Annotated in this window: 9 protein-coding genes; 8 read left to right on the forward strand and 1 reads right to left on the reverse strand. The window is 37.2% G+C overall.

All coding sequences use genetic code 11. The features are described from left to right. The first annotated feature begins 126 nt into the window (after positions 1-126). The 4 genes from ACN1CD_RS07465 to ACN1CD_RS07480 are packed head-to-tail and all read left to right on the forward strand — an operon-like array spanning position 127 to position 6,018. Entirely contained in the window at positions 127-495 is a 369-nt protein-coding gene (locus tag ACN1CD_RS07465; RefSeq protein ID WP_419129789.1) for a BlaI/MecI/CopY family transcriptional regulator, read from the forward strand. Next, positions 492-2,042 carry an N-acetylmuramoyl-L-alanine amidase gene (locus ACN1CD_RS07470; protein WP_419129790.1) on the forward strand — a complete coding sequence of 517 codons (1,551 nt, stop codon included), beginning with the start codon at positions 492-494 and terminating at the stop codon, positions 2,040-2,042. Before ACN1CD_RS07465 ends, ACN1CD_RS07470 begins: the two co-directional genes overlap by 4 nt. A gap of 14 nt (positions 2,043-2,056) precedes the next feature. Then, the gene (locus ACN1CD_RS07475) at positions 2,057-3,637 is read left to right on the forward strand and encodes a M56 family metallopeptidase (protein ID WP_419129791.1); all 1,581 of its coding nucleotides are present in this window, start codon (positions 2,057-2,059) and stop codon (positions 3,635-3,637) included. Next, on the forward strand, positions 3,637-6,018 hold the full coding sequence (locus ACN1CD_RS07480; RefSeq protein ID WP_419129792.1) for an outer membrane beta-barrel protein: 2,382 nt from the start codon (positions 3,637-3,639) through the stop codon (positions 6,016-6,018). Before ACN1CD_RS07475 ends, ACN1CD_RS07480 begins: the two co-directional genes overlap by 1 nt. 67 nt (positions 6,019-6,085) lie before the next feature. On the opposite strand, the gene ACN1CD_RS07485 is transcribed toward ACN1CD_RS07480, so the two are convergent. Further along, positions 6,086-7,213: a polymerase gene (locus tag ACN1CD_RS07485; protein WP_419129793.1), complete on the reverse strand. Its 1,128-nt coding sequence runs from the start codon at positions 7,211-7,213 to the stop codon at positions 6,086-6,088. 195 nt (positions 7,214-7,408) lie between these two features. Here ACN1CD_RS07485 and ACN1CD_RS07490 point away from each other — a divergent pair, with 195 nt between their 5' ends. The 4 genes from ACN1CD_RS07490 to nrfD all read left to right on the forward strand — a co-directional run bounded on the left by ACN1CD_RS07490 (position 7,409) and on the right by nrfD (position 14,503). Then, positions 7,409-8,389, forward strand: coding sequence for a deoxyhypusine synthase family protein (locus tag ACN1CD_RS07490; protein ID WP_057931708.1), 981 nt, complete (start codon positions 7,409-7,411; stop codon positions 8,387-8,389). A 253-nt stretch (positions 8,390-8,642) separates the two neighbouring features. Then, complete coding sequence (locus ACN1CD_RS07495; RefSeq protein ID WP_419129794.1) at positions 8,643-9,935, forward strand: c-type cytochrome; 1,293 nt, start codon at positions 8,643-8,645, stop codon at positions 9,933-9,935. 48 nt (positions 9,936-9,983) lie between these two features. Continuing rightward, a complete protein-coding gene (locus ACN1CD_RS07500) occupies positions 9,984-13,004 on the forward strand; it encodes a TAT-variant-translocated molybdopterin oxidoreductase (RefSeq protein WP_419129795.1) in 3,021 nt (1,006 codons plus the stop codon). A gap of 26 nt (positions 13,005-13,030) precedes the next feature. After that, the gene (nrfD, locus tag ACN1CD_RS07505; protein WP_320462274.1) at positions 13,031-14,503 is read left to right on the forward strand and encodes an NrfD/PsrC family molybdoenzyme membrane anchor subunit; all 1,473 of its coding nucleotides are present in this window, start codon (positions 13,031-13,033) and stop codon (positions 14,501-14,503) included. Position 14,504: the final 1 nt, after the last annotated feature.

Below are 14,504 nucleotides of genomic sequence, written 5' to 3' on the forward strand. Positions count from 1 at the left end.
TCAAAATTTCTATTACTTTTGATTTTATAAGTCTGTAATTCAATTGTTTAATATTTTAAACTGAATAAACAGTGATATAACTTGTTTTTAAGTTGTATAACTGAAAAATAAGTTATAAGTTTGGGTATGGAAGAATTAACCAAAACAGAAGAACGCATTATGCAGGTTTTATGGAAGCTGCAAAAAGCATTTGTAAAAGATATTATTGATGAATTGGATGATGAGCCGAAGCCACCCTACAACACCATATCTTCTATTGTGAGGCTTTTGGAAAAAAAGGGTTACGTTAACTATAAAGCCTATGGCAAAACTTACGAATATTTTCCAGCCATCACTAAAGATCAATATACAAAGACAACCTTTTCTAAGTTATTTTCTGGTTATTTCGATAATTCACCAGCAAGTCTTTTATCCTTTATGGTGAAAGAAGAAAAGTTAAGTGAAAAGGATATAGAAGAGATCAAAAAAATAATCAATCAAAATCAAAACCTATGATTTTAATTTACTTACTCAAGGTTTCTGTTTGTACCGCACTATTTTTTGCACTTTATCAACTGTTTCTGGTAAAGCTTACATTTTTCAATTTAAATAGGATTTACCTATTGCTGATGTTGTTGTTGAGCTTTACCATTCCTGCATTAACGGTAGAAAGGTTACATGAGGTTATAGCAACTGATACTGAAGTTAAGTCTAAAGTGCAATATAGTAATGAAGCTGGGTTTGAAAAAGATGTTATCGAAGGAGCCAGTTTGGTAAATTCCGGGTTAAACGTGATGGAAATCCTTAATTACCTTTATGTTATCGTTTTTGCGATTTTCATATTGAGGTGGCTTTTCATGTTCTTACACATCAAAAATCAGTTGCGCAAATATACCATCGAGCAGGAAGGAGATGTTTTATTAGTTGAGTCTCAATCAGCCCTAAAAAATTGTTCTTTCTTCAGCACTATTGTGATTGATTTGGCCTTACCACCTAGTGAAAAGGCATTGGTCATTAAACACGAAATGGTTCATGTGCAGCAACTCCATGCGCTGGATAAGGTTTTGGTTAACCTGGCTACCGCTATTCTCTGGTTTAATCCTGTTATTTATTTCTGGAGAAATGCAATTGACCACAACCATGAATTTTTGGCCGACCGGGAGATTTCAAAAATAGCGGATAAGAATACCTATGCTTCTTTACTATTGAATCTGGCCATGCCTGCTAACAATTTTTCAACCAACAGTTTCAGTAAACTCCCATTAAAAAATAGAATTATGATGATGTACAAAGAACCCAATTCAAAGCTTCAAAAGCTTGCGTATTTTTTAATAGTGCCTGTTATTCTGGTTTGTTCAGTTGCATTTGTAAACCGCAAAGATGTAGAGATCAGCAAACCTGCTTTGGCAAAAAATCAGACTGAAGTAACCAGTGTAAATGCCAGCCTGATGGATTATTCTGAAAATGCCATTAATGTGAATCCAAATGCGCCATTTGCTTTTAACGAGGCGGATATGATTTTAATTGTGGATGCTGGTCATGGAGGAAAGGATGGTGCAAGTATCGCATTAGATGGACAAAAGGAAAAAGATTTGAACCTTCGTGCAGTTAAAATCTTGAAAGAAGAGGCCGCCAAAAGAGGGATAAAGGTTATTCTAACGAGATCGGATGATCAGTTTTTATCACTTCGCGATCGGTTACCAAAGCAAAAAGCTACTGCCTTTATCTCTATTCACCACAACGCTACGCTTGATCATCAAACCCCTTCAAACGGGATAGAAGTTTATGTTTCGAAACTGAACAGCAACATCAAAGTAGCAGAGAATTTAGGTACAGGTATATTGGATAAATTAAATGAACTGAAGGGCATTGAAGTTAAACACGCTTTGAAGGATGCCAGTCTATTTTTATTAAGGGAATCTAAGGTGCCTGCGGTATTGATCGAAATGGGTAACATCTCCGATGAAAGCAACTTAAAGTTCATCAATGATGAGCGGAACGTTCGCAAGATGAGCAATCTCATTTTGGATGGCTTTGTGTCTTTTGTAAAAACGGGTTGTTAATTTAAACTGATCGCATGGAATGGTTAAAATATTTGCTTGAAGTAAGCTCCTGCACCACTTTGTTTTTTGGATTTTATTTCCTGGTTTTAAGAAGACTCACTTTCTTCAGGTTCAATCGATTTTACCTGTTAGGGACATTGTTGATGAGTTTTATTATTCCTACGCTACAGTTTAACTTACAGCGGGAATTGGTGGTGGCGCATGCAGAAATTTTGCCATCTCATCCCGAATTAAAATTTAACAATGCCGCAACGGTGCATCTTAGTCAGCCTTTAGAAATTGAATATAAGGAAGTAAAATCTCCAATAAATTGGTTCGGATTACTTCCTTATGTTTATGGAGCAATTGGCCTGACTATACTTTTAATTCATTTGTATAAGTTGTTCGTGCTATTAAGGTATACGACCAATTATGTAAAGAATGAAGCAGGTTTGAAATTGATTTCAAAAAAGACTGGCTTTACCAACTGTTCGTTTTTCAATTATGTATTTATTGATCAGGAAAGTTTAAATGATGCCGAATTGGATGTTTTAATTCAGCATGAAAAGGTTCATGCAAGACAGTTTCACTCTGCTGATAAGCTTTTATTAATGATTCTTAAGGCGTTTTTATGGTTCAATCCGATTATCTATCTGTATGATCGTGCACTAGAACAAGTGAATGAATATGAAGCCGATGAAACGACTTCTTTAAGCGTTGGAAATCATGCTTATGCTAACCTATTATTGAAGCTTGCTATTACTAAAACAGATATGCCATTGGTACTCAATTTTGTTAAAAACCCGCTCAAAGATCGGATTAAGATGTTATTCAATTCAAAATCTAAGAGTATGAAAAAGTTAGTTTATTTGTTGGCTTTGCCCCCTGCTTTCGGATTGGTGTGTCTATTTGCAATTCAGGTAGTTTATGCGCAAACAACAATTGCAATGAAAAGTGAAAGCAAATTAAGGGGATCGGTAATTCATGAGCCTAAATCAGATAAAGCCAGTCATTCTCTTGCGAAGGAAACAAAAATTGCATTAGTAAAAGAGGATACAAGCTTAAATAAAATAAATATAGTTCCTACGATTATTTCCTATCAAAAATTAACGGGCGATGTGAAACACCACATATCCTACATTGAAGGTGCTGAAATCCAAATTGATAACGGTATTTTGAAAGCGGAAATGGTAGAATATAATCTCCCGGGAAATATTATTATTGCCAAAAAAGCTTCTTTCGAAAAAAATGGAAAAATTGAGACCGGAGATCAAATCATTTTTGATTTGGCTAAAAACACGCATTCGGTTCTTCAGCCTTTAGAACTGGAAATAACAAATGCACTTGAAACCGATGCAAAGGTAGAATATCGGGCAGATAGCGTGAAATACAGTAAGGGTAAAAACATCATTTATTTGTTTGGAAATGCTAAAGTATCCTATGGTCAAACTACGATTTCCGGATCAAAGATTATTTATAATGGTTTGAATCGAATTTTAACAGCTGAGCAGGCTGAACTTTCATCAACTGCTAATAAAACAGTTAAAGCCGATTCAATTTTTTATGATTTGAAAACGGGAAAGGCTAAACTGTTTGGAGTAGGTTTAGATCGCTAATGATTAAACCCTCTGTGATAATCGTTTTATTGCTGATCATTATTAAAATTAATGCTAACGGACAATTTAAAGTTTTTGGTAAAACAATAGGTGATAATGATCAACCTCTGCAATACGTTTCCGTAAAGCTAACTGGTGTCGGTAATAAAACAATTTATACGCAATCAGATAGTCTAGGAAATTACGACTTCCACAACTTGCCGACAGGTAAATACAACATGATCTTCTCGGCAATTAATTTTTTAACGCAGCAAAGCGATCTTAATTTACTTAAAGATACCTCAATTAATATTCAGCTTAAAGAAGACATAAATACACTTGCTGATGTTCAAATCGATTCAAAAAAAAACTTGATCGAAAAAAAGATAGACCGTACCGTTTTTAATGTAGAAAACAGTGTGTTAGCTTTTGGCACCGATGCGTTTGAGTTGCTGGCAAAAGTTCCTGGTATTCGGGTTTTGAATGATCAGATTTCTCTGGTTGGGAAGGGTGCTGTTAATGTAATGATCAACGACAAACTTGCTCAGCTAAGTCAGGATGATTTGTCAAATTACCTCAAATCAATATCTTCTGATCAGATTTCGAAAATTGAGGTGATTGCCAATCCGCCAGCAAAGTATGATGCCCAGGGGAATAATGGTTTAATTAATATCGTCCTGAAAAAAGTTTCTTCTGAAGGGATAAAGGGATCGGTAAATACGGTTTTTACCAAAGCCACACACCTTACTTTATCTGCAGGAGGAAATTTCAATTATCGCAAAAATAAAATCACCCTTTATTCCACCTTTAATGTTCGCAAAGGTTCAATCGTTCCTTTTGAGCAGAGCAACATTTTTTATCCCACTCAAACCTGGAACGTTGTAAACAAGGATCGTAATTTCAGAACTGTTCCCAGCGGACAAGTCGGTTTGGATTATCAGCTTTCAAAGAAAACTTTGCTAGGTTTATCATATAATGGTGGTTTGACCAATTTTCATTCGGAAGAAAATATTAAAACAAAAGTGATTAATGCGAACGGACGTTTAGATTCTATATTAAATTCTAATGCCAATGCAAAAATCAGATCACACTTTAATGCTGCAAATTTATATTTGAAACAATCTTTAGATTCATCAGGTAAGCAGATCATCATCAATGCCGATTGGTTTAAATTCAATGATGATAAAAGTCGGTTTTTTGATAATCGAAGCTACTTAGAAAATGAGATTGTTGTTCCCAATTCATTTGCTGAATATTTATCTACGAGTGTGCAAAAAATAAATTTATTTACGTTAACCGCCGATGTTGATTTACCCTTCAAAACTTTTAGACTCTCTTTTGGAACCAAACTAAGCTTCATCGATAATGAAAGTGATGTGGCATTCTATAAAAAGCTAAATTCAATTTATGATCTCGATTTAAGCCAAAGCAATTTATTTAGTTACCGGGAGAATACGCAAGCTTTATATGTTAACCTAAATAAGACCATAAAAAAATGGGATTTCCAGGTTGGTTTACGGGGAGAATATACTCAAACCAACGGTGGTTCTTTGGATGAGCCAAATAAGAATAATTATTTTCAATTGTTCCCTACCTTTTACGCAGTGTATCGGGCAACAGGTGAAAATGTTTGGAATATAAACTATGGACGGAGAATTAACCGACCTGCTTACCGAAAACTAAATCCTTTCCGTTGGTATAGCAATCAGTTTGTATATGCCGAGGGCAATCCGTTTTTGAAACCTTCATTTAATCACAATATCGAAATTTCACATACTTATAAAAATGTATTAACCAGTACATTTTCGTTCAGCAATACCGTAAATGGTTTCGCTGAAGTAAATTTCATCGATGCTAACCTAATTACACAAGCCTCAAAGCCTGTTAATTTTATTACAGGTTATAATTATCAATTTAGTAATGCTGTGGTTTTAAGTCCTTTTAAAAATTGGCAGACGATAAATCAATTCGATGTTTTTTATAATATATCAAATTCAAGCATCATACAAACATTAAGTAATTTACGAGGATTTGGGGCTTACTTTTCCACTTCAAATCAATTCATACTTAATAAAGGCAAAACGTTTCTTGCTGAAATCAATTTTTGGTATCAGTTTCCCACGGTTGATGGATTAAACGAAAATAAAAGTCAGTGCAATTTAGATTTTGGTGTAAAAACTTTGCTGCTGAATAAAAAACTTCAATTATCAATTAATGCAAATGATGTTTTAAAAACCAATAGATACCGATTCAGTAGTTTAATTAACAATATCGAGCAAGAATACAATAATTATTACGACGCAAGACAATTCCGTTTTACTGCTCGCTTTAATTTTGGTAATGAAAAAATTAAACAGCTTGACAGAAAAACTGGAAATGAAGAGGAGCGCAGGAGGAACTAATCTGGAAATAAGGAATAAGAATAAGCAATTAGTCCATCATCCATATTCCATCTCACATTTCCCTTCCCTAAAAAGCCTCCGCTATACTAATATAAAATCCACTCTGGCGTTTTTCGTTCGGCCTTTTTTCTCCAACGCCATAATCCAAACGAACGCTGATGCCCTTTTCCGGATCGAAGAAGTATCTAAAGCCTGCACCATAATTAGGTTTGAAGGAACGAGCAGAAAAATCGTCGATTCCCCAAACGGTTCCTGTACCTCCAAAAACCGTGGCCCCGAAACGGCTGCTGTAGCGGTAACGCAATTCTGCCTGGAAAGCAAGTAGATTTTCATCCCGGTAACGCCCGTTGTAATAGCCGCGCATCATTTCATCAGTACCCATCTGCGGGAGCAGATAAATAGGCGTATTTTTGCCAATAACGGTATTGTATAATCCCTGAACACCTATAGCGAAGCTTTTATTTAATGTCCAGAAATTTCTTGCATCAATTTTAATCTGACTGCCTGTAAAGTTTCCATCAGCGAAAATATTAGGCGCATATTGATACGTTCCCCTTACAAAAAGACCTTTTGTAGTATAGTTATTGTTGTTTCTCGTATCATAACTTTGCGATACGCCTAAATAAAAAACGCTTCCTGTTCTATTGTTATAATAAGGATCGCGACTAAAAATCCCATCTGCTACGAAATCACGGTATTTATAATTTTCAAACCCAACAGAAACGCCTGTATAAGCTTTCGGTAACAGTTGCTTTTCTACCTGAAGCAATACCTTTATTTGCTGCTGAAGCAATTTGTCTTCATTGGCTTCCTGCGTACTGTTGCCAATGCCATAAAAATTAAAAGGCATCCTTTTAAAACGCAATTCGCTAATGTAATGGAGCTTATTCCCTTTACCCCAGATGTCAATCATCGAACTCATATTGTAGGCTTTCAATGTTGAATAATTAAGGTTTAACGTTAAGGAAGAAGGACGATTCGTAGTATCTGCCCGATCAGCGTAAAAGCCTACTATGGCACCAACGCCAAACTGAAAGCCGGTTTCCTGAGCGTATCCGAAAGATGGAAGGGGCAAAAAACTTGCCTTACGCAGTGTGTCTTTTTCATTAGAAAGCAGTTTTTTTATCAACTTCATTTGGGCAAATGATGTTCCTGAAATGAATATAATTAATAGGAGCAGGGGAAATTTTTTCATTATACTGCAAAGAAAAGGAAATTTAGTAAAAGTTTGATAGTTCATGGGTCATTAGTTCATCGGATATGGAGTCTTGAAAACCGATTGATATCTTATTAATTGATTAGGCATTGCCTGCCTTGCGAAAAACTTTGCTCGCTTTGCGGTTTAATTTCAGGCTAAATGCCTACTTTTGCGAAAATAAGACAAAACAAAATGAGTAATACAAGAGGACCAATATCTCAGTTTATGGAGCGTAATTACCTCCATTTTAATGCTGCAGCAATGATGGATGCGGCTAAAGGGTACGAAACGCATTTGGATGAGGGTGGTAAAATGATGATTACACTCGCTGGCGCCATGAGTACTGCAGAATTGGGAATTTCACTTGCAGAAATGATCCGCCAGGATAAAGTGGCCATTATTTCTTGTACTGGTGCCAACCTGGAAGAAGATATTATGAACCTGGTTGCACACTCACATTATAAACGCGTACCAAATTACCGCGATTTAAGCCCGCAGGATGAGTGGGATCTTTTAGAAAACCATTACAATCGCGTTACAGATACCTGTATTCCGGAAGAAGAAGCTTTCCGTCGTTTACAAAAGCACATTCAGAAAATCTGGATGGATGCAGAAGCTGCTGGCGAACGCTATTTCCCACATGAATTTATGTACAAAATGCTTTTAAGTGGTGATTTAGAGCAGTATTATGAAATTGATCCAAAAAATTCATGGATGCTGGCTGCGGCTGAAAAGAATTTGCCAATCGTTGTACCAGGATGGGAAGATTCTACCATGGGTAATATCTTCGCTTCTTATGTTATGAAAAAAGAGCTTACCGCAACCACTGTTAAAGGTGGGATCGAATATATGGGTTGGTTAGCCGACTGGTATATTGCGAACAGCGGTGGCAAAGGAATTGGTTTCTTCCAGATTGGTGGTGGTATTGCTGGTGACTTCCCGATTTGTGTAGTTCCGATGCTTTATCAGGATATGGAAATGGAAAACATTCCTTTCTGGAGTTACTTCTGCCAGATCTCAGATTCTACCACTTCTTATGGTTCTTATTCAGGTGCAGTTCCAAATGAAAAGATCACCTGGGGGAAATTAGATATCCATACGCCGAAATTTATTGTGGAAAGCGATGCTACAATCGTTGCCCCGCTAATGTTCGCCTGGATATTGAAACAATAAAAAGGAAAATCCAATAAAGCAAATAGATTTCAGAATGCCCATTTGAGATAAAGGTCAAAAATGGGCTTTTTTCTTGCCTGAAACGCCAGAATCGGCATTTGTTTAGAATGATTATAAATTGTATTTCCGGTCACTATTATGTCATGGGATTTATTAATAAGTTATACTTTTGTTCAAGTTTTGATGGGGCTACCATAGCTCAGGCATCAAGTTCACAACAAAAAGTAAATTAAATAAGTATAAAGTGTTCATTATGAGAGATATCTCGATGATTTTAAAAAGTGTTTGGAAGTCGTTATTCGTATTTTCAGCAATTTCTGTAATAGCAGTTTCGACTGTTAACGCGCAGGATGCTAAAGAGGGGAGAACGCTTTTCAAAGCTAAATGTTCGTCATGCCACGCCTTAGATGCGAAATTAGTCGGTCCTGCCTTAACTGGAGTATCCGATCGCCATTCAGAAGAGTTCCTTTTAAAGTGGATTCCTAATTCTCAGGCGATGATCGCATCTGGAAATCCAGAGGCGGTTAAATTATTCAACGATAATGGTAAAGTAGCGATGACTTCTTTCCCTGAGTTGGATGAAGCTAAAGTTAAAGACATCTTAGCCTACGTTAAGGAAGGCGAGCCGAAAGCTGCTGTTGATCCTAATGCTCCTAAAGCTACTGAAGAAGGTACTTCAGGTTTATCGCTTGCAGGTATCATTGCCATTGTAATTGTTGCTATTGTTATTTTAGTAATCTTAGGTCGTGCCAGTAAGTTATTGGAACGCTTAATTCTACAAAAACAAGGCATTGAGATGGAAGAGGATGTTCCTTTAAAAGTAGGAATCCGCAAGATGTTTAAAAACAAGAAGTTCGTGATGTTCTTCATACTGTGTTTAATCATTGCTTTAGGTTCATTCGGTTGGATGGGTATGTGGAATACTGGTGTTCATACCGGTTATCAACCAGTACAGCCGATTAAATTCTCTCATGAGCTGCATGCCGGGATCAATCAGATTGATTGTCAGTATTGCCACAATGGAGCGTTTAAATCTAAAAATGCTACGATTCCTTCATTAAATGTTTGTATGAACTGCCACAAAGCAGTACAGGCAAGAGATAAATATGATGGTGAAATTTCTCCGGAAATTAAAAAAATCTACAATGCATTGGGTTACGATCCTGAAACTCAGAAATACGATGAGAGTAAATCAAAACCAATGGAATGGGTGCGTGTGCACAACCTACCTGATTTTGCTTACTTCAATCACTCACAACACGTAGTGGTTGCAGAAGATGCAATTCGTAAGGCAAAAGGTCTTCAACCAACAGAACCTGTGTGTTTTGCTTGTCACGGTCCGGTTAATACCATGGAAGAAATTTATCAATATTCTCCATTAACCATGAAATGGTGTATCAACTGCCACAAGGAAACTGATATTTCTGGTCAGAAAAATAATGCTTTCTACGCTAAGGTTATCGAAGCGCATGAGAAAATTAAAAAAGGCGAGAAAATCACACCAGCGTTATTGGGTGGTTTAGAATGTGGTAAATGCCACTATTAATAGATAGAGTTTAGTAAGAACGTTCGAATAAACAGTAATATAGCTTAAATGGAAAGCAACAAAAAATACTGGAAAGGCCTAGAGGAGTATAACAATACACCCGATTTTGTTAAGAATAACAAAAACGAATTTGCCGAGCCACTTCCAATAGAAGATGTTTTAAATGAAGCAGGGTTAAGTACCGTTACCCCACGCCGCGACTTTTTAAAGGCGTTAGGTTTTGGTTTAGGTGCCGTTACTTTGGCTGCATGTCAAACAGCCCCGATTCATAAATCTATTCCTTACCTGGTAAAACCTGAAGAGGTTACTCCAGGTATTCCTAACTATTATACCTCAAGCTTTAATGGCCAGAGTATCTTAGTTAAAACAAGAGAAGGCCGTCCAATCAAAATTGAACCAAATCCTAATGCAGGTGAGTTTAATTGCGGAACAGACGCAAGAGCACAAGCTTCAGTTTTAGATTTATATGATGTTTCTAAATTAAAAGCTCCACTGCTTAAAAATGAAGAAACTACCTGGGCTAAATTAGATGGTTTTGTTAAAACTGAACTGGCTAAAGCACAAGCTTCAGGAAAGAAAATCCGTGTAGTTGCTTCAACAGTAAACAGTCCTTCAACAAATGCTGTTTTGGCACAGTTTATTACCAAATATCCGGCTGCTAAATTGGTTCAGTATGATGCTGTTTCTTATACAGGTATTATCCAGGCCAATCAAAACAGTTTTGGTAAAGCAGTTTTACCAAAATATAATTTCGATAAGGCTGATTTAATTCTAAGTTTTGGTGCCGATTTTCTAGGTACATGGATTAGCGGAGAAGAGTTTACTTCTCAATACACAGCTAATCGTAACTATAAATCTCTGGAGAGCAAAAAAATGAGTCGCCACATTCAATTCGAAAGTGGTATGAGCTTAACTGGTACTAATGCAGATACACGTGTTCCGGTAAAATTATCAGAAGAAGGTCCTGCGTTAATTGCTTTATATAATGCAGTTACTGGTCAATCTTTACCTGGTGGAACGTTAGGTAACAATACAACTGCTGATAAAGTAATTAAATTAGCTGCGAAAGAATTATTACAAAACAAGGGTAAAGCGCTTGTTGTTTGTGGATCGAACGATGTTTCTACTCAAATTCTTGTAAATGCGATCAATGCTGCAATTGGCAGTTATGGTACTACAATCGATTTAGATAACCCATGTTATTTATATGCTGGTAACGATGCTGAATTTAACAGTTTAGTTGCTGAAATGAGTCGTGGTGAAGTTGGTGCAGTTTTATTCTTAAACAGTAATCCTGTTTACGATTATATTGATGCAAAGAAATTCGAAGCTGCATTGAAAAATGTTCCTACTAAAATTTCTTTCGCCGATCGTGCTGATGAAACGGCCTCACTTTGTGATGCTATTGCCATTAACCATAATTACTTAGAGTCATGGGGCGATGCAAATGCATACGAAGGTTATTATTCAATTGTTCAACCTACTATCAATCCGGTTTTCAATAGCCGCCAGGCAGAAGAAAGCTTATTGGTTTGGGCTGATGCACCGGTTAAAGATTATTATCAATTTGTTCGTAGCAACTGGGAAACCAAAATGCTACCTGCACTTGGCTTAAAATGGAATGATGTCTTAGAAAAAGGGGTAATCAAGATTGCGCCAAAACCTGCTGCAGCTTATTCATTTACACAATCTGTTGCGCCAGTCGCTGCTTCCATTTTAAACAGAAGCAAATCTTTAGCTAAAGACATCGAGTTACAGGTTTACGAAAATATCCCAATGCGTGATGGTAAAAATGCTAACAATGCGTTTTTACAGGAATTACCTGATCCGGTTTCTAAAGTAACCTGGGATAACTATGTTGCCCTGGCACCAAAGTACGCTGAGAAATTAAAAATTAAAGAATTTGATGTGGTTTCTGTTAAAGGAGCAAACGGATATTCTATAGACCTTCCTGTATTGATCCAACCTGGACAAGCACAAGGAACTGCATCAATTGCATTAGGTTATGGCCGTACCAAAGTTGGTAAAGCGGGTAACGATGTAGGTAAAAATGCTTTCCCTTTTGTTTCTTTCACTAACGGAACCATGCAATATGCTACTTCAGTAACGATTACCCCAACAGGTGGTTACTACGAATTGGCACAAACACAAACTCACCACTCTTTCGAAGGTCGTGCAGTAATTAAAGAAGCTACTTTCAAAGAGTTCTTAAAAGACCCTGCGGCTGGTAACGAAAAAGGTGAACATAAAGATTACGATCTTTGGGATCAATATGAGAAACCAGGTAACAACTGGGTAATGGCAATCGATTTGAATGCTTGTACTGGTTGTGGTTCTTGCGTAGTGGCTTGTAACGTAGAAAATAACATTCCTGTTGTAGGTCGTGATGAGGTTCGCCGTCGTCGTGAAATGCACTGGATTCGTATCGATCGTTATTATAGCTATGAAACACCAGCAGGTGATGTAACTAAAGAAAAAGAAATTGCTAATCTGGAAGATTTAGATCACGTTTCTGTTGTTCACCAACCGATGTTATGTCAGCACTGTGATCATGCTCCATGCGAAACGGTTTGTCCGGTATTGGCAACTGTTCACTCGTCTGATGGTTTAAACCACATGGCTTATAACCGTTGCGTTGGTACACGTTACTGTGCGAATAACTGTCCATACAAAGTTCGTCGTTTCAACTGGTTCAACTACTGGAATGATTCACGTTTCGATAACTACTTAAATAACGAGTTTACTCAATTGGTTTTAAATCCGGATGTAACTGCACGTTCACGTGGTGTAATGGAGAAATGCTCAATGTGTATTCAACGTATTCAGGCAGGTAAATTAGAAGCTAAATTGCAGAAACGTCCATTAAAAGATGGCGATATCAAAATGGCTTGTCAGGAAGCTTGTTCAGCAAATGCAATCATATTTGGTGATTCAAATGATCCTAATTCAGAAGTTTCAAAAGCTTTACGTTCTGAGCGTATTTACTACGTATTAGAAGAAATCAACGTGAAACCTGGTATCGGATATATGACTAAAATTAGAAACACAGATACAAAAGTACAAGCGTAAGCTTTAGCATAAAGAAAATACAAATTATGTCAGGACATAACGAATCAATACTTAGAGAACCATTAATTACCGGCGATAATATCACGTATGCTAAGATTACGGATGATATTTTGAGCCCGGTAGAAAACAAGCCAAACAAAGCTTGGTGGATTGGTTTCATCGTTGCCTCTTTAGGCGCTTTACTTTGGGTAGTAGCTGTTAGTTACACTTTTTGGAACGGTATCGGAGCTTGGGGCTTAAATAAAACAGTGGGTTGGGCTTGGGATATCACCGGTTTCGTATGGTGGGTAGGTATCGGTCACGCTGGAACACTAATTTCAGCAGTACTATTACTCTTCCGTCAGAACTGGAGAAACTCGATTAACCGTTCAGCAGAGGCGATGACCATCTTCGCCGTAATCTGTGCAGCAACTTACGTAGTATCACACATGGGCCGTCCATGGTTAGCTTACTGGGTTTTACCATTGCCAAATCAGTTTGGATCGCTTTGGGTAAACTTTAACTCACCATTGGTATGGGATATGTTTGCCATCTCTACTTATTTCTCTGTATCACTGTTATTCTGGTACACAGGTTTATTACCGGATATCGCAACCATTCGTGACCGTGCAGTGGGCACCCGTAGAAAAATCTATTCTATCTTCTCTTTCGGGTGGAGTGGAAGTGTTAAAACATGGCAACGTTTCGAAGCGGTGTCGTTAATCTTAGCAGGTATCTCTACACCACTTGTACTTTCGGTACACACTATTGTATCAATGGACTTTGCAACATCAGTAATTCCAGGATGGCACACTACAATTTTCCCTCCATATTTCGTAGCTGGAGCGATTTTCTCAGGCTTTGCGATGGTGTTAACTTTATTATTGGTTGCCCGTAAAGTATTGGGTCTTGAGAACTACATCACCATGTTCCACATCGAATCGATGAATAAAATCATCATCTTAACTGGATCTATCGTAGGTGTAGCTTATTTAACAGAGTTCTTCATTGCATGGTATTCAGGATCTGAATATGAGCAGTACGCCTTCATTAACAGATCTACTGGTCCTTACTGGTGGGCATACTGGATGATGATGACTTGTAACGTAATCTCTCCACAATTACTTTGGTTTAAGAAAATTCGTTTAAGCATCAGGGCAACCTGGATTTTATCGATCGTGGTAAACATCGGTATGTGGTTCGAGCGTTTCGTAATTATCGTTACCTCATTACACCGTGATTATATTCCATCGAGTTGGGCAATGTTTTCGCCTACCTGGGTTGATGTAAGTGTATTCGTAGGTTCAATTGGTTTGTTCTTTACTTTATTCTTATTATTCTTAAGAGTATTACCTTCAATCGCTATTGCAGAGGTGAAATTATTATTGAAATCTGCAAGTGAGCAGGCGAAGATGAAACAGATTAAAGAAGGGCATGAGAATAAAGAATACGTTGCAGAATACGTAGAGTCTTTACAGAAATTTGATAGTGTTAAACAAGAAGATTACGCAAAAATATAAC

Source organism: Pedobacter sp. N23S346 (assembly GCF_048515415.1).
Classification (GTDB): Bacteria; Bacteroidota; Bacteroidia; order Sphingobacteriales; family Sphingobacteriaceae; genus Pedobacter.